Origin of the sequence: Curtobacterium sp. MCPF17_002 (assembly GCF_003234115.2) — a bacterium.
Lineage (GTDB): Bacteria > Actinomycetota > Actinomycetes > Actinomycetales > Microbacteriaceae > Curtobacterium.
Window position 1 is genome coordinate 2,289,820 of sequence record NZ_CP126251.1, and the last position, 18,284, is coordinate 2,308,103.

Below are 18,284 nucleotides of genomic sequence, written 5' to 3' on the forward strand. Positions count from 1 at the left end.
GGGTGCCCGGGGTGCCCGATAGTAGGTTGGCGGCGTGACGACGATCGACCTCAACAGCGACCTCGGTGAGGGCTTCGGCGCCTGGAGCATGGGCGACGACGGAGCGATGCTCGACCTCGTGTCCTCCGCGAACGTCGCCTGCGGCTTCCACGCCGGCGACCCGACGATCATGCTCGACACCTGCCGCACCGCGGCCGAGCGGGGCGTCGCCGTCGGCGCGCACGTGGCGTACCGCGACCTCGCGGGCTTCGGCCGCCGTCCTGTGCACGTCACCCCGGAGGAGCTCTACGCCGAGGTCGTGCACCAGCTCGGCGCCCTCGTCGCCACCGCCCGCGTCGCCGGGACCGCGGTGACGTACGTGAAGCCGCACGGGGCCCTGTACAACACGGCGTGCTCGGACCCGGTGCAGGCCGAGGCGGTGACCCGCGCGGTCGCGGACGTCGACCCGACCCTGGCGGTCCTCGCCCTGCCCGGCTCCGAACTGCTGCTCGCCGCCTCGCGCCACGGCCTCCGCGCGGTGTCCGAGGTCTTCGCGGACCGCGCCTACGAACCGGACGGCTCGCTCGTCTCGCGGAGCACCCCGGGGGCGGTGCTGCACGACGCAGCGTCCGTTGCTGCTCGGGTGCTCCGGATGGTGACCGACGGCGTGGTGACGGCGGTCGACGGGTCGGACGTGCCGGTGCGGGCGGACTCCGTCTGCGTGCACGGGGACTCCCCCGACGCGGTGGCGATGGCGCAGGCGATCCGGGCGCTGCTGACGGAACAGGGCGTGACGATCGCCGCGTTCGCGCCGGCCGCGCCGGCCGCGCCTGTCGCGCCTGTTGCGCCTGTTGCGCCTGCTGCGCCGGCTGCGCCGTGACCTTGGACGTCCGTCCTGCTGGCCGGTCCGCCGTGCTCGTGACGTTCGGCAGCCTCGCCGACGTCGTCGCGTTCCACGCCGGACTCCGGGCCGCAACCGTCCCGGGCCTCACCGAGGTCGTCTCCGGCGCCCGGACCCTGCTGGTGCGCTTCGACCCGGACCGCACCGATGCCGCTCGGCTCCGACCGGAGCTCGACCGCGTCACACCGGTCCACGACGACCCGTCCGGCGCGGACCCCGCCCCGCTCGTCGTCCCCGTGACGTACGACGGCGAGGACCTCGACGCCGTCGCCGCGCTCACCGGCATGAGCCGTTCCGCCCTCGTCGCGTGGCACACCGGACAGGTCTGGACGAGCGCGTTCTGCGGGTTCGCGCCCGGCTTCAGCTACCTCACCGGCTCGTCGCCGTCACTCGACCTGCCCCGCCGGGCGACCGCCCGCACAGTCGTCCCGAGCGGCGCGGTCGCCCTCGCCGGCGAGTTCAGTGCCGTCTACCCGCGGAGCTCCCCGGGCGGCTGGCAGCTCATCGGCCGGACCGAGGTGGCCATGTGGTCGCTCGACCGCGACCCGCCGGCCCTCGCCCCCGCCGGCACCCGCATCCGCTTCGTGGAGACGGGCCCGGCATGAGGACCCTCACCGTCCTGCAGGTCGGCCCCGGCACGAGCGTCCAGGACACCGGTCGGCCCGGCCTGAGCGACATGGGACTGGGCGCCGCCGGCGCGGTCGACCGCGGTGCTGCGTCCCTCGCCAACCGGTTGGTCGGCAACCGCCGCGACGCGGCCGTCCTGGAGGCACTGCTCGGCTCCGTCACGCTCCGCTCCGACGCGCACCTGGTCACCGCCACCACCGGTGCGCCCTGTCCCGTCGAGGTCACCTCGGCGGACGGCCGGGTGCGCGGTGCGGCTCCGTACGAGGTGCTGACGCTCGCCCCGGGTGACGTGCTGCGGCTCGGCCTGCCGGCCAGCGGACTCCGGTCCTACCTCGCCGTCCGTGGTGGTCTCGCGGTCGAGCCGGTGCTCGGCAGCCGGTCGTGGGACTCCCTGGCCCGACTCGGTCCCGCTCCCCTGTCGGTGGGCGACACCCTGCCCGTGGGCGACGACGCGTCGGCGTGGCCCGTCGTCGACGCCGTCGCACCGCCGCTCGGCCCCCTGCCCGGCGAACCGGTCGTCCTCGACGTCACGGCGGGTCCGCGCGACGACTGGTTCGCCCCCGGCTGGCGGGCGACGTTGACGGGGCAGGACCACCACGTGACGCCGGACAGCGACCGCGTCGGGGTCCGCACGACGGCGGCGGAACCCCTCGTCCGCGCCGTGACCCGTGAGCTGCCGAGCGAAGGCGTCGAGACCGGGTCGCTCCAGGTCCCGCCGGAGGGACACCCGGTGCTGTTCCTCGCCGACCACCCCGTCACCGGCGGCTACCCGGTCGTCGCGGTGCTCACCCCGGCGGCGGTGGACCGTGCCGCACAGCTCCGGCCGGGTGACACGGTCCGCTTCCGCATCGTCGGCTGAGGGCCGTCCACGTCACTCGAACATCTCGGCGAGCGCCGCGTACGGGTCCCCCACGAAGCGGTGCGCCGAGGGCGGCTCCGGCCAGTGCACGGTGCCGTCGTCCGGCCAGCACGGGACGACGTGCACATGGAGGTGCCGGACGCTCTGCCCGGCATCCGCGCCCGAGGCCTGCAGCAGCACCGAGCCGGTCGCGCCCAGGGCGCCCCGCATCGCCCGCGCGACGCGCTGCGCCAGGGCGAAGGTCGCGGCGAGGGCGACCGGACCGGCACGCAGGAGGTCGTCGGCGTGCTCCACCGGCACGACGAGGGTGTGACCGGGGGCGAGCAGCGACTCCGGCAGCGGAGCGAAGGCCACCGCGTGCTCCTCGCGTTCGACCCAGGCGGCCGGAGCGTCCCCGGCGATGATGCGGCAGAACGGGCACGGTTCCATCGCACCAGTCTGCCGTTCACGACCAGGTGCGGAACACCGGGGCCCGTCGTGCGGTTGGCTCGGAGACCGATGACGAAGGGTGCACCATGTCGATGACCGTCCTGCTCGAGCTCCAGCTCCGGAGCGACCTGCCCACCGAGACCGTCGAGACCGCGATCCGCGAGACGCTCGCGCAGACCGGTGCCTTCGCGGGCAACGAGTCCCTCGAGGTCATCGTCGACGACGCCGACCCCACTCGCGTGGTCGTCGTCGAACGCTGGACGACCTCGGCCGACCACGACGCCTACGTCGCCTGGCGTGCGACACCGGAGGGCGCGTCCGCCCTCCGGGACGTGGTCGCGTCGCCGCCCGTCAAGCGGACCTTCGACCGGACCATCTCGCTGACCTGATCAGGACCGTCGGGTGCCCTGCGCCGGCACGGTCTCCGGCCGTGGGACGATTGCCGGATGACCGCCACGCTCGTCGCCAAGGGCCTCGCCGGCGGGTACGCCGCTCGCACGCTGTTCGACTCCCTCGACCTCACGGTGGCCCCGGGTGACGTGATCGGCGTCGTCGGCGTGAACGGTGCGGGCAAGTCCACGCTGCTCCGCCTGCTCGCCGGTGTCGACGAGCCCCTCGCCGGAACGGTGTCCCTCGCCCCGACGGACGCCTTCGTCGGGTGGCTCCCCCAGGAGCACGAGCGCATCGACGGTGAGACGGTCGGTGCGTACATCGCGCGGCGCACCGGCTGCGCGGAGGCGACCGCGACGATGGACTCCGCCGCCGCCGCCCTCGGTGAGCCCGGCGCGGGCGACGCCGCGGCCGACGCGTACTCGACGGCGCTCGACCGCTGGCTCGCCTCCGGCGCGGCGGACCTCGACGAACGGATCCCGGTCGTGCTGGCCGACCTCGGCCTCGTCGTCGGGGCGGACGACGACGGCGTCGGTCCGGACTCCCTGATGACCGCGTTGTCCGGCGGGCAGGCTGCCCGCGTCGGCCTCGCCGCGCTGCTGCTCTCCCGGTTCGACATCGTCCTGCTGGACGAGCCGACGAACGACCTCGACCTCGACGGCCTCGACCGGCTCGAGCGCTTCGTGACCGGCCTGCGCGGCGGTGTCGTGCTGGTCAGCCACGACCGCGAGTTCCTGGCGCGCTCGGTGACCGCCGTCCTCGAGCTCGACCTCGCGCAGGCGTCCAACCGACTGTTCGGCGGCGGGTACGACGCGTACCTCGAGGAGCGCGAGATCGCCCGTCAGCACAAGCGCGACGCGTACGACGACTACGCCTCGACCAAGGCGGACCTCGTCTCCCGCGCCCGCACCCAGCGGGAGTGGTCGAGTCAGGGCGTGCGGAACGCCATGAAGAAGGCACCGGACAACGACAAGATCCGCCGCAAGGCCGCGAGCGAGTCGAGCGAGAAGCAGGCGCAGAAGGTCCGTCAGATGGAGTCCCGGATCGCGCGGCTCGACGAGGTCGAGGAGCCGCGCAAGGAGTGGCAGCTCGAGTTCACGATCGGCAGCGCACCGCGGTCGTCGGCCGTCGTCGCGACCCTCGCCGACGCCACCTTCACGCAGGGCGACTTCACGCTCGGTCCGGTCTCGCTGCAGGTCGACGGCGGCGACCGGATCGGCATCACCGGGCCGAACGGCGCCGGGAAGTCCACGCTGCTCCGGGCGCTGCTCGGCAAGCAGGACCCGACGACCGGCACGGCCTCACTCGGGTCGAGCGTCGCGGTCGGCGAGATCGACCAGGCACGCGCGGCGTTCACCGGCGAGCAGTCCCTCGCCGACGCGTTCGAGGCCATCGTGCCCGAGTACACGACCGCCGACGTCCGGACGCTGCTCGCGAAGTTCGGGCTCAAGGCGGACCACGTCGGGCGTCCGGCGGGGGCGCTCTCCCCCGGGGAACGCACCCGCGCCGGACTCGCCCTGCTGCAGGCCCGCGGGGTGAACGTGCTCGTGCTCGACGAACCGACGAACCACCTCGACCTCGCAGCGATCGAGCAGCTCGAGCAGGCGCTCGACTCCTACGACGGCACGCTCCTGCTCGTGACGCACGACCGCCGCATGCTCGAGACCGTCACGCTCGACCGGCAGTGGCTCGTCGAGGCCGGGCGCGTCACGGAACGCTGACGGACCGCACGCTGATCGACGGAGGGGGACGCTGATGCGACGCAGGCACTGGATCGCCGCCGCCGTCGGAGGCGCGGCGGCGATGGCCGTCGCCGCCGCCGTGATCGTCGGGGTGACGCCGGACCGACCGGATGCCGCCCCGACCCGAGCGGAGCGGCCCACTCCGACCGTGACGTCGACACCCGCACCGACACTCGCCGCCGTCCCCGCCGCCCCGTCCACTGCCACGCTCGCCGCGCTGCCGCTGGCGTTCCACGACGCCGTCGTCCCGGCGCTCCTCGACGGCACCACCGTGGAACCAGTCGACACCTGGCAGATCGCCACGCCGCGGCAGCCGCTCGTCCCCCTGTACGCGGAGTCGACCGCCCGCGCACGTCCCGTCGCGACGCTCTCGAACCGGGTGTCGACGATCGACCTGCCGGCGGCGACCGCCGTGTGGGGACGCTCGCCCGCCGTCGACGGCGGCATGCTGCTCCTGTCGACGCCTGCCCGGAACCGCACGCCGGGCGACGGCGGGGATCCGGACGCCCCGAGCGCCACCTTCGCCTGGGCCCGGGCCGCCGACTTCACGATCACCACGACCGACCGGATGATCCGCGTCGACGTCGCCCGCAGCACCGTGTCCGTCATCACCCGCGCCGGGGAGCAGACCGCGACCGAGGCCGCCAGGCTCGGCACCCCCGAGGACCCCACACCCACCGCGACCGCGACCTACGTCGAAGCGGCGTACGTCGACACCCGCGTGACCTACACCCAGGGCAACCCGATCATCCTGACCGGCGCGCACTCCGCACGCATCCCGTCGTACGGCGGCAACGCGGCCCTGACCGCGCTGCACTTCTACCCGGACCCGACCGGCAGCTCGCACGGCTGCGTGCGGATCTCAGCGGAGATGACCCGGACCCTCGCGGCACTGCCGGTCGGCACGCCGATCCGCTTCACCTGACGCCGCCACCACCGGCGGTCGCCGTCAGTGGAACGGGCAACGCCCGGCACTCGACGACCGGACGCGTCCGCCCGACGCGGGCTTCGTCGGCAGTCGACGTCGATCGACCTCGAGCCCCTCGTCGAGGATCGTGACGCGGGGGTCGCTCAGCGCTGTCACGGCCGCGGCCAGGGCAGCGATGGCGACCTTCTCCCCCGGGCACCGGTGTCCCGTCGCGGCGTCGGCCCCGCCGTGCGGCACGAACGTCGCGAGGGCCTCGTAGTCGTCGACGCCGAGGAAGCGGCTCGGGTCGAAGGTGTCCGCATCACTCCAGGACCGGTCGTCGGTGTCCGTGCCGAGGATGTCGAGGAGCACCCGACCGCCGGCGGGCAGGTGTTCGCCGTCGAGCTCGACATCGGTCGTCGCCCACGCGGGCAGCATCGGCACGAACGGTGCCGTACGGCGGATCTCCTGCGCGAACGCCACCGCGAGCGGACCGTCCGTCAGGCTGCGGCGTGACACGGTCTCCTCGGCGATGCGTCCCCGCCACTCCGGGTGGTCGTGCAGCTCCTTCGCCGCGAAGGCGACGAACCGTGCGACGGCGATCGCGGGCCGGAAGCTGTTCTGCAGCTCGACGCCGGCCGTCTTCGGCGGCAGCAATGCGCCGTCGCGATCGCGGTGCCATGCCCACTCGTGCAACGCCGTGCCCGGTTCCGGGGTGAGCCGTCCGCCCCGGACCGCCTCGACGAGCCGCCGCGCGTGCCGGTCCGACCAGTGCCGGTTCCGCACCGCGAGCAGGTACTCGGGCGAGTACGGCACGCCGAACCCGTCCACGACCTGCGCCAGGCGGGCCGCCCAGCGGGTCTTCGCCGCCGGCGTGCCGGGAAGTCCCGCCCACCGCTGCACCGCCCGACCGATCGCGCCGACCCCGGCGTCGTACGCCGAGCGCCGACCGCCACCGATCCAGTCGTCGAGCTCCCGGCTCCACTCCTGGGCGAGGAGCGGCGTGAGACGCCGGACCTGCTCGTCCTCGTACGCCACGTCCATGAAGGTCGCCTTGCGGTGCCGGTGCTCGTCACCGTCGAGGGAGTGCACCGACCCGACGCCGAACAGGGTGCGCTGGACGATGGCCGGCATGGCGCCGTGCCTGGCCGTGCGGGCGCCGTCGTAGAACAACTCCACACCGGGCGCGCCGCGCACGAGGAGCGCCGGCTTGCCGAGCAGCCGGAACGGCACCGCGCGCGCCCCGGGCCGGGTTCGACGCCACAGGTGGGCGCCGAACCCGTAGCCGCGGATCAGGAGCGAGAGGGAGTCGTCGATCGCCATGCGGCCATGCTGCCGGTGACCGCCCGATCAGCCTCTCGGGATGGGCTGCAGCGCGAGACGTTCGAGGACCTCGGCGCTCTCCTCTTGCGGGGTGCGGTCGGCTGCGATCGTGACGTGTGCTTCGTCCGGCTGCGGCGGCTCGAGCGTGGCGAGCTGCGATGCGAGCAGCGACGTGGGCATGAAGTGGCCGGAGCGCTGCGTCATCCGGTCCTCGATCAGGGTGCCGTCGCCGGCGACGTGGACGAACACCACGCCGGGCGCCCGCAGCACGTCACGGTAGGACCGCTTGAGTGCCGAGCACGTCACGACCCCGGGGGTCCCGCCGTCGAGGTGGTCTCGGATCCACGCCGCGATGACGTCGAGCCAGGGCCAGCGGTCCTCGTCGGTCAGCGGCGTGCCCGCGTGCATCTTGTCGACGTTCACCTGGGGGTGCATGGCGTCGCCCTCGGCGAAGTCCCATCCGAGCTGCTCGGCGACCATCGCGGCCACCGTGGACTTCCCCGATCCGGAGACGCCCATCACGACGAGGACGCGGGCGTCGAGCTGGTCGTCGCCGCTCAATGGATGAACACCCCCGCGAGCAGCACCCCGAGCAGACCGAGCACCGAGATGAGGCACTCGAGCACCGTCCAGGTCTTGAACGTCTGCCCGACCGTCGTGTTGAGGTACCCCTTCACGAGCCAGAACCCGGCGTCGTTCACGTGCGACAGGAACACCGACCCCGCGCCGATCGCCAGGACGAGCAGCGAGGTCATCGGCGACGACAGGTCGTGCGCGATCGGGGCCATGATGCCGGCCGCGGTGACGGTGGCCACGGTGGCCGAACCGGTCGCCACCCGGACGAGCGCCGAGACGACCCACGCCACGAGCAGCACCGAGATGCCGGAGTCCTTCACGGCGTCCGCGATCACCCCGCCGATCCCGGTGTCGATGAGCACCTGCTTGAAGCCACCGCCGGCACCGACGATGAGCAGCACGCCCGCGACGGGCGGCAGCGCGCTCTCGAGCGACTTCGAGACGGCCGAGCGGTCCATCCCACCGCCGATGGCGAAGAAGACCATCGCGTAGACGGCGGCGATCCCGATGGCGATCATCGGCGACCCGAGGAAGTCGAGCAGGCTCACCCACGCGCCGGAGGCGTCGGGCACGGTCGCCTCGCGGATCGCCTGCGCGAGCATGAGCACGACGGGCAGCAGGATGCCGACCAGCGCGACCGTGAAGGACGGGCTGCGCGGTTCGCTGATGACGCGGGTGAAGTCGCTCTTGCCGTGGGGAAGGGACGCCGTGTCCTGCGTGGCGGGGCCGCGCCGCGCCTCCCGGCCGTCTTGCGCGGGGTCCCCGGAACCGGAGCCGCTGCCGCCACGCGACCCGAACATGTCCGGGGCGGGGATGTCGACCCAGCGCGCCGCGAAGCGGGCGAAGACCGGGCCGGCCAGGACGATGACGGGGATCGCGAGCACGATGCCGAAGGCGAGGGTCGTGCCGAGGTTCGCGCCGACGGTCGAGATCGCGACGAGCGGACCGGGGTGCGGCGGCACGAAGGCGTGCATCGTCGAGAGGCCGACGAGTGCGGGCACGGCGATCTTCATGATCGGGACGTCGCTGCGCTTCGCGACGAGGACGATGATCGGGATGAGGAGCACCAGGCCGACCTCGAAGAACATCGGCAGGCCGATGAGCGCACCGATGAGCGCCATCGTCCACGGCAGCGCCGCCTTCGACGACTTCCGCACGAGCGTGTCCACCACCCGGTCGGCCGCCCCGGAGTCGACGAGCATCTTGCCGAACATCGAGCCGAGACCGACCAGGATGCCGACGCTCGTCATCGTCGCGCCGAACCCGTTGCCGAAGCTCGTGACCGAGGCGTCGGGCGCGAGACCGGCGCCGATGCCGACGCCGAGCGCGCCGATCGTCAGCGCGATGAACGGGTGCACCTTGAGCCACGTGATGAGCACGATGATCACGACGATGCCGATGAGCGCCGCGATGATGAGCTGGGCCACGGGGCCGGACGGGTCGACCGTCTGGGTGCCGCCGCCGTCGGCCGCGAGGAACGTCACCGCGTGGGCACCGCCCGACGCAGTCCCGAGGTCGGAGTGGAGCGCGTGAGGCATCGGTGCCCCTTCCTGGAGCCGCTGCCGCGCGGCTCCGTCGCCTTCGTGTCGAGACGGTCTGGCGCTGCGCGCACCGACCGTCAATAATCTGATTAATCAGACTATACGACGATCCGCCGCGCGGCATCCGCCCTCGGAGGCAGTCTGCCGATTCGATGGACCCGACGTCACGCCCACCGCGCGTGCCGTACTGCATGGAGGAACGATGGCGCCCGAGCCGCGCGAGAACGGGGCACCCGACCGGGTACCGCACGACCGCGGGCAGCACGACCGCGGGCTGGGTCGTGCACTGGGTCGCGCGCACGGTCGTGGGCTGCACGGCCACGTGCTCGACGCGCTGGGGCAACGCATCGTCGACGGAGCCATCGCACCGGGGTCGGTCCTCCGTCCTGAACTGGTCGCGGACGAGTTCGGCGTGTCGCGGTCGGTCGTCCGCGAGGCCCTCCGCGTCCTCCAGTCACTCGGCCTCGTCGAACCCCGGCAGCGCGTCGGCACGCAGGTGCTCGGCACCGGGTCGTGGGAGTTGCTCGCGCCGACGGTCATCCGGTGGCGGGGCGCGTCGCCTTCGTACTTCGTCCAGCAGCGCGAACTGCTCGAGCTGCGGCTCGGGGTCGAACCGGTCGCTGCAGCCCTGGCCTCCGGCACCCCGGGAGCGCACGCGGTCCTCGACGCCGCGCGGGACATGCTCGACGCCAGCACGGAGGAGAACAGTCGCGCCTACCTCGAGGCCGACGTCCGCTTCCACCGCGCACTCCTGACCGCGTCCGGCAACGCGGTGTTCACCCACTTCGCGGGCACCGTCGAGGCGCTGCTGCGCACCCGGACCTCCGAGTCGCGCGACACCATCACCCGGTGGACGCACGACGCCGCGGCCCGGCACCTCGCCGCCGCGGAGGCCCTCGTCGCCGGCGACGTCGCCGCCGCCTCGGCAGCGACGACCGAGCTCGTGCGCGTCACCCGGGACGAGTTCATCGCCGAGGCCCCCGCCGACTGACGTCCGGCTCGCGCCCGGTGTGCCGCGCCCCGGGTCGGCGCCCCGGTGTGCCGCGGTTGCCGCCCCGTCCTGCGCGTTCCTGCCCATCACGCCCGACATGGGATGCAGAATCGCGCATAGGAGGCCGGAAAAACCTGTCTCCTATGCGCGGAACAGCACCCTACGAGCGGAACGGCCCACGCGGGTGGGCGGTGACCGGGTGACGGCCTGGAGGCGCGGTGCGGGGCCGCCACGCGCCTCCAGGCCTGCAGTGGGGTGCGTTCCTGCCCATCGCACCCGACGTAGGAAGCGGAAACGCGCGTAGGGGGTCGGAAAAACCTGCCTCCTACGAGCGAAACAGCACCCTACGCGCGGAACGGCCGCCTACGAGCGGAACGGCACGCTACGCGCGGGTGCGGGCGAAGAGGCGGGGGCCGCGCAACCGCAGCCGCATCGTGACCGTGCCGAGCCAGCGGTCGTACTTGTAGCCGACCTTGCCCATGCGACCGACCTCCTCGAAGCCGAGCCGCGCGTGCAGGCGGATCGACGCCTCGGCCTGGCGGTCGGCGATGACGGCGACGACCTCGCGGACGCCGGCCGAGCGGCACTCGTCGATGAGCGCCTCCATGAGCGCACGACCGAGGCCCTTGCCACCCGAGGCAGCGCCGAGGTAGATCGAGTCCTCGACGACGCGGTTCGACCGGTCCCGGGGGTTCCACGCGTCGACGAGGGCGTACCCGAGCACCTGACCGGCCGGGTTCACCGCCACGAGGAACGGCAGCTTCCGCTTCCGGATGTCGTCGTAGCGGCGCTTCCACGCGGCGAAGGTGAACGCCGACGGGTCGAAGGTCACCGACGAGTTCCGGACGTAGTGCGTGTGGATCTCACGGATGTCGGGCAGATCCGAGGGCTCGGCCGCACGGATCGTGTACGTGAACGCGGCCTCGGACGGCACCGGAGCGCGCAGGTGTCGCGGCAGCACGCGCCGTCGCTGGTATTCCTCCTCGAGCACGGACCGAGCCTATGCCGCCGAGGGACGCTCGGGTCCGTCGGGGAGTGCCCAGTTCACGGGGTCCGCGCCCTGGGCGACGAGCAGCTCGTTCACCTGCGAGAACGGGCGACTGCCGAAGAACCCGCGCGAGGCGCTGAGCGGGCTCGGGTGCGCCGAAGCCACCACCGCGGTGTCACCGAGGAGTGGCCGGACCGATCCGGCCTGCGCGCCCCAGAGCACCGCGACGAGCGGGGTCCCCCGTGCGACGAGTGCCCGGACGGCCTGGTCGGTGACGGCTTCCCACCCCTTGCCACGGTGACTCCCCGCGTCGCCGGAGCGCACGGTGAGGACCCGGTTGAGCAGCAGGACGCCCTGCGACGACCACCGACGGAGGTCCCCGTGCGCGGGCGGGGTCACGCCGAGGTCCGCCTCGAGCTCGCGGTAGATGTTCGCCAGGCTGCGGGGCACCGGACGCACGTGCGGGTCGACGGCGAAGGACAGGCCGATCGGGTGCCCCGGCGTCGGGTACGGGTCCTGCCCGACGACGAGCACCTTCACGGCGTCGAACGGGTCGGCGAAGGCGCGGAGCACGTGGTCCCCCGCGGGGAGGTAGGGCCGGCCGGCGGCCACCTCGTCGCGCAGCCACGCGCCCATCCGGTGGACGTCGTCCTCGACCGGGGCGAGCGCGCGGGCCCAGCCCGGGTCGACCAGGTCGGCGAGCGGGTGCGGCTGCACGGGGTCGGTGCCTACGCGCCCATGGTGGCGACGGAGACCGACTCCTCGCCGGCGACGACACGCCAGACGCTGCCGGTCCCACGGACCTCGAGCGCACCCTCGCCGACGACGAGCGTGGTGTCCTCGTCGATCGCCAGGCCCGCGGTCACGAACTCGGCCTCGGCGCTCGCGATGAGCCGGGCGAGCGTGCCGGCCTGGACGGCGTGCACGTCGATGGTCAGGTCGACCAGGCCGAGTCCCTCGCGGAGCTCGACCTCGTCCAGCCCCTCGGACGCCTCCTCGGGGCAGATCTCGACGCCGCCGATGCGCCAACCGCCGACCAGTGCCCGGTCGGCGGCGATCATCGCGCCGGCCGAGTAGCCGAGGTACGGCAGGCCGTCGGCGACGAGCAGACGGATCTGGTCGACGAGCGGGGCGACGCCGTCGAGGTAGTGCGGGGTGACCCCGCCGCCGACGACCAGGGCGTCGACGTCGCTGAGGACGGTGGTGCTGAAGACCTCGCCCGGGGCGATCTCCGTCACGACGACCTCGGCCTGGCGGGCGCCGCCGAGGACCTCGGCGATGTCCGCGGTGGACTCGGGGCTGCTGGCGACTCCGGCGGCTCCGGCGACCCCGGCGGCTCCGGCAACGGAGAGCAGGGCGATCCGCGGCACGGTCCGGCCGACGGCAGCGGAGCGTGCGGTGGCCTCGGCGAGGAACGGCGCGGCGGCGTCCGAGGCGGCGAAGGGTCCGCCGCCGACGAGGTGGATGCTCACGACTCGGCCGTCACCGGTGCGAGGGCGCTCCACGGGAAGGTGATCCACCCGTCGACACGGCGCCACACGTGGTCGGGCTCGAGCACGGTGCCGGGCTTCGAGTACAGGCAGGCACTGCGGACGTCGGCGCCGGCGTTCCGCACGATGTCGACGACCAGGCGGAGGGTGCGGCCGGAGTCGGACACGTCGTCGACGATGAGCACGCGCTTGCCGGCGAGGCTCGGCGCGTCGAGCGCGGGCGACAGGATCACGGGCTCGTCGAGGCGCTGCTCGACGTCGGTGTAGAACTCGACGTTGATCGAGCCGCACTCCTTGGTGCCGAGCGCGTAGGCGACCGCGCCGGCGATGATCAGGCCGCCGCGGGCCACGGCGACGACGACCTCGGGCTCGAAGCCGGAGGACAGCACGTCCTTGGCGAGCAGGCGGGCCGCGTCACCGAACTCGAGCCATCCGAGCACCTCGGGCCCGCTCGTCACGGTCACGGTCGAGGGAGCCTGGGCGGGTGACCCGGAGTCGCTGCTGATCGGCATCCGACCACGGTACCGGCACGGAGCCCACGCCCGCGACCCGCGCGGACCCCCCGGGCGCGTGCGCGCCGACTCGGGCGCCTCCGCACCGGCTCAGACGCGGGGCGTGAGCGTGCCGCGCGCGAGCTTGTGCTGCGCCGACTGCGCCACCGGCCGGATCGTCACGAGGTCGGTGTTCACGTGCGCCGGCAGCTCGACCGAGTGGACGATGGCCTCGGCGACGTCCTCGGCCACGAGCGGCTCCGGCACGTCGTCGTACACGGCGGCGGCCTTCTCGGCGTCGCCGCGGAACCGGGTCAGCGCGAACTCGTCGGTCTTCACCAGGCCCGGGGCGACCTCGACGACCCGGAGCGGTTCGCCGTTCAGCTCGAGCCGGAGCGCGGCGACGATGGCGTGTTCGGCGAACTTCGCGGCGTTGTACCCGCCGCCGTTCTCGTACGCCACGTGCCCGGCCGTGCTCGTGACGGTCACGATGTCGGCGTTCCCGGCGATCGCCCCGCGACGACGCAGCTGCGGGAGGAGGGCGGCGATGACCCGCTTCGTGCCGATGACGTTCACCTCGAACATGGCGCGCCAGTCGTCGACGTCGGACGCCTCGACCGATGCCGAGCCGAAGGCGCCGCCGGCGTTGTTCACCAGGACGTCCACTCCGCCGAGTTCCGCGACCCGCGCGGCGAGCGCCGCGACGTCGTCCCCGTCGGTGATGTCGGCCACGAGGACGTCGGCTCCGGTCTCGGCGGCGAGCGCCTCGAGCTTCGCCGCACGACGGGCCACGGCGAGGACGTCCCAGCCCCGGGAGCGGAACAGCCGGACGGTCGCCGCCCCGATGCCCGAGCTCGCTCCGGTGACGACTGCGCGACGAGATGCCATGTGGTGATGCCTCCAGGAGACGAGAACGAGGTGAACGTTGATCGGCGGCCGACTGCCCGCCGACCCCACCGTACCGATCCCCCGAGGTCACGATCCGGTAACGTGACCGGGGATGACGACGGATGCCGCCCCTCCAGCGCCCTCGGCGCCCGCCACCGAGCTCGAACCGGGTCGTGCGAAGCGTCGTATCCCGATGTGGGACACGGCGCGGTTCCTCGCGGTCACACTCGTGGTCATCGGACACGCGATCCAGCGACAGACCACGGCGAGCGAGCACGCGCTCGCGCTGTACACGTTCATCTACGCGTTCCACATGCCGGCGTTCGGCGTGATCAGCGGGTACTTCTCGTCCGCCGACACCCCGACCGCGAAGCGGATGCGCCGCACGATCACCGACATCGTCGTGCCGTACATCATCATGCAGACGATCTGGACCGTGGTGCAGGCCCTCGTCGAGGGTGGGAAGAAGTTCAACCCGACCCAACCGACGTGGACGCTCTGGTTCCTGCTCGCCCTCGGGATCTTCAAGCTGATCCTCCCGTACCTCGCACAGCTGCGGTGGCCGTTGTTCTGGGCGGTCGTGTTCAGCATCGGCGTCGGCTACTTCGACAACGTCGACTCGACCCTGTCGCTGTCCCGGGCGATCAGCCTGCTGCCGTTCTTCCTGCTCGGCTGGCAGGTGAAGCAGTGGGGCCTGTTCGACCGGTGGTACGACGCACCGCGACGGATCGTGGTGCGGGTCCGTATCGCGGCCGGGGTGGTGTTCGCGGCGTGGGCGGTGGCGTGTGCGATCTGGATCCCGCAGTTCAAGGAGTTCGACCTCCACCACTGGTTCTTCTACGACGACTCGTACTCGGGCCTCGGCGAGGACGCCTGGTGGGCGGGAGCCGTGCGCTTCGGCCTGATGCTCCTGGCATCGCTGCTGACGGCGTCGTTCCTGCTGCTCGTCCCGCGCCGGAACGTCTGGATCACCCAGTTCGGCGCCGCGACGATGTACGTCTACCTGCTGCACACGTTCCTGCTGTACCCGGTCCGCGAGTCCGGCATCCTCGCGGGTCCGCACTCGGCATGGCCCTACGTCCTGCTCATGGTCGGGTTCGCCTGCGCGGTGGTGCTGTTCCTCGCGCAGCCGTTCGTCCGGCGTGGGATGCGCTGGTTGCTCGAGCCGAAGGTCGACTGGCTGTTCCGCCGCGATCCGGCGTAGCGGGCCTGGAGGCGCGGCTCGCGTCGGGCGCGCGCGTTACGTCCCGAGGCGGGTGCGCTGGTACCCGGCCCGCCACCTGCGTACGGTGACGGTGACGCGAAGGCGCGCCGTTCCTCCAGGCCGGCGCACGGCGACCCGACGACCGACCGCACCGACAGGAGCACGACATGAGCACGAACGACGCCGCCGCATGGCGGTTCGAGACCACGCAGGTCCACGCCGGCGCGCAGCCGGACCCGACCACGGGTGCCCGCGCGACCCCGATCTACAAGACGACCTCGTACGTCTTCGAGAACTCGGACCACGCGCGTGACCTGTTCGCCCTGGCGCAGCCGGGCAACATCTACTCGCGCATCATGAACCCCACCAACGACGTGGTCGAGCAGCGCGTCGCGGCGCTCGAGGGCGGCACCGGAGCTCTCCTCGTCGCCAGCGGCCAGGCGGCGGAGACCTACGCGGTCCTCAACATCGCCGGCGCGGGCGACCACATCGTGTCCTCGTCGTCGATCTACGGCGGCACGTACAACCTCTTCAAGTACACGCTCGCGAAGCTCGGCATCGAGACCACCTTCGTCGAGGACCAGGACGACGCCGAGGAGTGGCGCCGCGCGGTCCGCCCGAACACGAAGCTGTTCTTCGCGGAGACCATCGGCAACCCGCGGATCAACGTCCTCGACATCGCGACCGTCTCCGACATCGCGCACGAGGCCGGCGTGCCGCTCATCGTCGACAACACCATCGCGACGCCGTACCTCATCCGTCCGCTCGAGCACGGCGCGGACATCGTCGTGCACTCGGCGACGAAGTTCCTCGGCGGTCACGGCACCGTGATCGGCGGCCTCATCGTCGACGGCGGGAAGTTCGCCTGGTCCGAGCACGCCGAGCGCTTCCCGGAGTTCAACACGCCCGACCCCTCGTACCACGGCGCCGTGTTCGCGCAGGCCGTCGGCAACGAGCTGGCGTACATCATCAAGGCGCGCGTGCAGCTGCTCCGCGACCTCGGTGCCTCGAACTCCCCCGACACGGCCTTCGCGCTGCTGCAGGGCATCGAGACGCTGTCGCTCCGCATCGAGCGGCACGTGTCGAACGCGCAGGAGATCGCCGAGTGGCTCGACCGTCACCCGGACGTGGCGTCGGTGTCCTACGCGGGCCTGCCGACCTCGCCCTGGTACGCGGCGGCGAACAAGTACGCGCCGAAGGGCGTCGGCGCGGTGCTGTCGTTCGAGCTCAAGGGCGGCGTGCCCGCGGGCAAGGCGTTCGTCGACAACCTGCAGCTCTTCTCGCACCTGGCGAACATCGGTGACGTGCGCTCGCTGGTGATCCACCCGGCGTCGACCACGCACTCGCAGCTCACGCCCGAGCAGCAGCTGACCACCGGTGTGACGCCGGGGCTCGTGCGGCTGTCGGTCGGGATCGAGAACATCGAGGACCTCAAGGCCGACCTCGAGGCCGGGCTCGCCGCGGCCCGTGCGGTCGCCCAGGCGGGTCTCCGGGCGTAGGGCACCGCTCCGCCCGGCCCGGCCCCCGGCCTCGGCCCGCAAAACGCAACGTCGGCGGATGCCCGCAGAGGTATCCCGCTGCGAGCAGTCGCCGACGTTGCGTGTTGCGAGCGGAGCCAGCCGACCGACCCGACCACGTGCCCTGGAGCCGACGACGCGCCGAGCGTGACGTAACACGGCGGCCGTGGGGCGCGCCTCCCGGCAGACTGGACCCGATGGACTGGCAGACGACCCCCGAGGACTCCGTGCCGTCCACCCTCGTGCCCGGCACCGAACTCGGCACGCTCGGGAAGCCGCCCGTCACCGGAGCCTGGCGACCCGGTGACCACCCCGGTTCCCGGCACTTCGAAGCCCTCGGCGAGCAGCGGGTCCGCGGCGGCCGGATCCCCACCGTCCGCGTCGCCTACGAGACGTGGGGCGAACTCAACGCCGCGCGGGACAACGCCGTGCTCGTGTTCCACGCCCTCACCGGCGACTCGCACGTCGCGGGGCTCCCGGGGCCCGGCCACCGGACCGCCGGCTGGTGGGGCGACGTCGTCGGACCCGGCCGGGCCATCGACACCGACCGCTGGTTCGTCATCGCCCCGAACATGCTCGGCGGCTGCCAGGGAACGACCGGACCGTCGTCCGTGTCGCCCGACGGCCTGGAGTGGGGCTCACGCTTCCCGTTCGTCACCGTCCGCGACCAGGTGGCCCTGCAGACGCAGCTCGCCGACCGGCTCGGCATCGACACCTTCGCAGCGGTGGTCGGCGGCTCGATGGGCGGCATGCACGCGCTCGAGTTCGCGATCGCGCAGCCCGAACGGGTGACCCGGTTGGCGGTCCTCGCGTCGACCCCGCAGACCACGGCGGACCAGATCGCCGCGAACTCGCTGCAGCGCGCCGCGATCCAGATGGACCCCGCGTTCGCCGGCGGCGACTACTACGAGGCCGATGCCGGCGAGGGACCGCACCGCGGACTCGCACTCGCACGGCGGATGGCGCTCATGACCTACCGCGCGTCGGACGAGCTCAACAGCCGGTTCGCCCGGTCGTGGCAGAGCGACGTCTCCCCGCTCGGCGACGACGGCCGGTTCTCGGTGGAGAGCTACCTCGACTTCCACGGCAACAAGTTCACCCGGCGCTTCGACGCGTCCTCCTACGTGACGCTGACGCACGCGATGGACTCGCACGACGTGGGCGCCGGTCGCGGCGGGGTCCCGGCGGCGCTCGGCCTGGTGACCGCGCGGACGCTCGTCGTCGGGATCTCGAGCGACCGGCTCTTCCCGATCGAGGACCAGCACCGGATCGCTGCCGGCGTGCCGCACACCCTCGACGGAGACCGTGCGGCGGTGATCGAGAGCGAGTTCGGGCACGACGGGTTCCTCATCGAGCACGAGGCGGTCGGGGCGCACCTGCGGCGGTTGCTCGACGCGTAGCGGGTCGCGGCGCCGCTGGCGCGGCGCCGCTGGCGCGGCGC

General features: G+C 72.8%; 19 protein-coding genes. 10 read left to right on the forward strand and 9 right to left on the reverse strand.

Going from position 1 to position 18,284, the window contains the following annotated elements:
- The first annotated feature begins 34 nt into the window (after positions 1-34).
- Genes DEJ28_RS10695 through DEJ28_RS10705 form a run of 3 tightly spaced genes read left to right on the forward strand, consistent with a single transcriptional unit; the run spans position 35 to position 2,366 of the window.
- Positions 35-859, forward strand: a complete 825-nt coding sequence (locus DEJ28_RS10695; protein WP_111117372.1) for a LamB/YcsF family protein — start codon at positions 35-37, stop codon at positions 857-859.
- Positions 856-1,485, forward strand: a complete 630-nt coding sequence (locus tag DEJ28_RS10700; RefSeq protein ID WP_284180740.1) for a 5-oxoprolinase subunit B family protein — start codon at positions 856-858, stop codon at positions 1,483-1,485. The genes DEJ28_RS10695 and DEJ28_RS10700 overlap by 4 nt, the downstream gene beginning before the upstream one ends.
- Positions 1,482-2,366 carry a 5-oxoprolinase subunit C family protein gene (locus DEJ28_RS10705; RefSeq protein ID WP_111117374.1) on the forward strand — a complete coding sequence of 295 codons (885 nt, stop codon included), beginning with the start codon at positions 1,482-1,484 and terminating at the stop codon, positions 2,364-2,366. Before DEJ28_RS10700 ends, DEJ28_RS10705 begins: the two co-directional genes overlap by 4 nt.
- Before the next feature lie 12 nt (positions 2,367-2,378).
- On the opposite strand, the gene DEJ28_RS10710 is transcribed toward DEJ28_RS10705, so the two are convergent.
- Positions 2,379-2,795 carry an HIT family protein gene (locus DEJ28_RS10710; protein WP_111117375.1) on the reverse strand — a complete coding sequence of 139 codons (417 nt, stop codon included), beginning with the start codon at positions 2,793-2,795 and terminating at the stop codon, positions 2,379-2,381.
- A gap of 86 nt (positions 2,796-2,881) precedes the next feature.
- On the opposite strand from DEJ28_RS10710, the gene DEJ28_RS10715 reads away from it, so the two are divergent.
- The 3 genes from DEJ28_RS10715 to DEJ28_RS10725 are packed head-to-tail and all read left to right on the forward strand — an operon-like array spanning position 2,882 to position 5,852.
- The gene (locus DEJ28_RS10715; RefSeq protein ID WP_111117376.1) at positions 2,882-3,184 is read left to right on the forward strand and encodes a putative quinol monooxygenase; all 303 of its coding nucleotides are present in this window, start codon (positions 2,882-2,884) and stop codon (positions 3,182-3,184) included.
- Positions 3,185-3,241: 57 nt separating this feature from the next.
- Complete coding sequence (locus DEJ28_RS10720; RefSeq protein ID WP_111117377.1) at positions 3,242-4,906, forward strand: ABC-F family ATP-binding cassette domain-containing protein; 1,665 nt, start codon at positions 3,242-3,244, stop codon at positions 4,904-4,906.
- A 34-nt stretch (positions 4,907-4,940) separates the two neighbouring features.
- Positions 4,941-5,852: a L,D-transpeptidase gene (locus DEJ28_RS10725; RefSeq protein ID WP_111117378.1), complete on the forward strand. Its 912-nt coding sequence runs from the start codon at positions 4,941-4,943 to the stop codon at positions 5,850-5,852.
- A gap of 24 nt (positions 5,853-5,876) precedes the next feature.
- On the opposite strand, the gene DEJ28_RS10730 is transcribed toward DEJ28_RS10725, so the two are convergent.
- The 3 genes from DEJ28_RS10730 to DEJ28_RS10740 are packed head-to-tail and all read right to left on the reverse strand — an operon-like array spanning position 5,877 to position 9,271.
- Entirely contained in the window at positions 5,877-7,157 is a 1,281-nt protein-coding gene (locus tag DEJ28_RS10730) for a cytochrome P450 (protein ID WP_111117379.1), read from the reverse strand.
- A 27-nt stretch (positions 7,158-7,184) separates the two neighbouring features.
- Positions 7,185-7,718 (reverse strand): gluconokinase, encoded by a 534-nt coding sequence (locus DEJ28_RS10735; protein ID WP_502866927.1) that lies wholly within the window; start codon positions 7,716-7,718, stop codon positions 7,185-7,187.
- Complete coding sequence (locus DEJ28_RS10740) at positions 7,715-9,271, reverse strand: GntP family permease (protein ID WP_258368284.1); 1,557 nt, start codon at positions 9,269-9,271, stop codon at positions 7,715-7,717. The genes DEJ28_RS10735 and DEJ28_RS10740 overlap by 4 nt, the downstream gene beginning before the upstream one ends.
- Before the next feature lie 205 nt (positions 9,272-9,476).
- On the opposite strand from DEJ28_RS10740, the gene DEJ28_RS10745 reads away from it, so the two are divergent.
- Entirely contained in the window at positions 9,477-10,265 is a 789-nt protein-coding gene (locus tag DEJ28_RS10745; protein WP_111117380.1) for a FadR/GntR family transcriptional regulator, read from the forward strand.
- Between the two features lie 382 nt (positions 10,266-10,647).
- On the opposite strand, the gene DEJ28_RS10750 is transcribed toward DEJ28_RS10745, so the two are convergent.
- From DEJ28_RS10750 to DEJ28_RS10770, 5 genes are all read right to left on the reverse strand, one after another.
- Positions 10,648-11,256: a GNAT family N-acetyltransferase gene (locus tag DEJ28_RS10750; protein WP_181433874.1), complete on the reverse strand. Its 609-nt coding sequence runs from the start codon at positions 11,254-11,256 to the stop codon at positions 10,648-10,650.
- 9 nt (positions 11,257-11,265) lie between these two features.
- The gene (locus tag DEJ28_RS10755; protein ID WP_111117381.1) at positions 11,266-11,970 is read right to left on the reverse strand and encodes a uracil-DNA glycosylase; all 705 of its coding nucleotides are present in this window, start codon (positions 11,968-11,970) and stop codon (positions 11,266-11,268) included.
- An 11-nt stretch (positions 11,971-11,981) separates the two neighbouring features.
- The gene (locus DEJ28_RS10760) at positions 11,982-12,725 is read right to left on the reverse strand and encodes a Type 1 glutamine amidotransferase-like domain-containing protein (protein WP_111117407.1); all 744 of its coding nucleotides are present in this window, start codon (positions 12,723-12,725) and stop codon (positions 11,982-11,984) included.
- Positions 12,722-13,255 carry a phosphoribosyltransferase gene (locus DEJ28_RS10765; protein ID WP_175477478.1) on the reverse strand — a complete coding sequence of 178 codons (534 nt, stop codon included), beginning with the start codon at positions 13,253-13,255 and terminating at the stop codon, positions 12,722-12,724. The genes DEJ28_RS10760 and DEJ28_RS10765 overlap by 4 nt, the downstream gene beginning before the upstream one ends.
- Positions 13,256-13,345: 90 nt before the next feature.
- Complete coding sequence (locus DEJ28_RS10770) at positions 13,346-14,122, reverse strand: SDR family oxidoreductase (RefSeq protein WP_111117382.1); 777 nt, start codon at positions 14,120-14,122, stop codon at positions 13,346-13,348.
- Positions 14,123-14,234: 112 nt separating this feature from the next.
- Here DEJ28_RS10770 and DEJ28_RS10775 point away from each other — a divergent pair, with 112 nt between their 5' ends.
- The 3 genes from DEJ28_RS10775 to metX all read left to right on the forward strand — a co-directional run bounded on the left by DEJ28_RS10775 (position 14,235) and on the right by metX (position 18,243).
- Complete coding sequence (locus tag DEJ28_RS10775; protein WP_111117383.1) at positions 14,235-15,326, forward strand: acyltransferase family protein; 1,092 nt, start codon at positions 14,235-14,237, stop codon at positions 15,324-15,326.
- A 167-nt stretch (positions 15,327-15,493) separates the two neighbouring features.
- Entirely contained in the window at positions 15,494-16,825 is a 1,332-nt protein-coding gene (locus DEJ28_RS10780) for a bifunctional o-acetylhomoserine/o-acetylserine sulfhydrylase (protein ID WP_111117384.1), read from the forward strand.
- 215 nt (positions 16,826-17,040) lie between these two features.
- A complete protein-coding gene (metX, locus tag DEJ28_RS10785; protein ID WP_111117385.1) occupies positions 17,041-18,243 on the forward strand; it encodes a homoserine O-acetyltransferase MetX in 1,203 nt (400 codons plus the stop codon).
- Positions 18,244-18,284: the final 41 nt, after the last annotated feature.

What these genes read in the sequence shown, in the direction of transcription:
- DEJ28_RS10705 (WP_111117374.1), top strand. Translation starts at nt 1,482, where the DNA reads ATGAGGACCCTCACCGTCCTGCAGGTCGGCCCCGGCACGAGCGTCCAG.
- DEJ28_RS10710 (WP_111117375.1), bottom strand. Translation starts at nt 2,795, where the DNA reads ATGGAACCGTGCCCGTTCTGCCGCATCATCGCCGGGGACGCTCCGGCC.
- DEJ28_RS10715 (WP_111117376.1), top strand. Translation starts at nt 2,882, where the DNA reads ATGTCGATGACCGTCCTGCTCGAGCTCCAGCTCCGGAGCGACCTGCCC.
- DEJ28_RS10720 (WP_111117377.1), top strand. Translation starts at nt 3,242, where the DNA reads ATGACCGCCACGCTCGTCGCCAAGGGCCTCGCCGGCGGGTACGCCGCT.
- DEJ28_RS10725 (WP_111117378.1), top strand. Translation starts at nt 4,941, where the DNA reads ATGCGACGCAGGCACTGGATCGCCGCCGCCGTCGGAGGCGCGGCGGCG.
- DEJ28_RS10730 (WP_111117379.1), bottom strand. Translation starts at nt 7,157, where the DNA reads ATGGCGATCGACGACTCCCTCTCGCTCCTGATCCGCGGCTACGGGTTC.
- DEJ28_RS10740 (WP_258368284.1), bottom strand. Translation starts at nt 9,271, where the DNA reads ATGCCTCACGCGCTCCACTCCGACCTCGGGACTGCGTCGGGCGGTGCC.
- DEJ28_RS10745 (WP_111117380.1), top strand. Translation starts at nt 9,477, where the DNA reads ATGGCGCCCGAGCCGCGCGAGAACGGGGCACCCGACCGGGTACCGCAC.
- DEJ28_RS10765 (WP_175477478.1), bottom strand. Translation starts at nt 13,255, where the DNA reads ATGCCGATCAGCAGCGACTCCGGGTCACCCGCCCAGGCTCCCTCGACC.
- DEJ28_RS10770 (WP_111117382.1), bottom strand. Translation starts at nt 14,122, where the DNA reads ATGGCATCTCGTCGCGCAGTCGTCACCGGAGCGAGCTCGGGCATCGGG.
- DEJ28_RS10775 (WP_111117383.1), top strand. Translation starts at nt 14,235, where the DNA reads ATGACGACGGATGCCGCCCCTCCAGCGCCCTCGGCGCCCGCCACCGAG.
- DEJ28_RS10780 (WP_111117384.1), top strand. Translation starts at nt 15,494, where the DNA reads ATGAGCACGAACGACGCCGCCGCATGGCGGTTCGAGACCACGCAGGTC.
- metX (WP_111117385.1), top strand. Translation starts at nt 17,041, where the DNA reads ATGGACTGGCAGACGACCCCCGAGGACTCCGTGCCGTCCACCCTCGTG.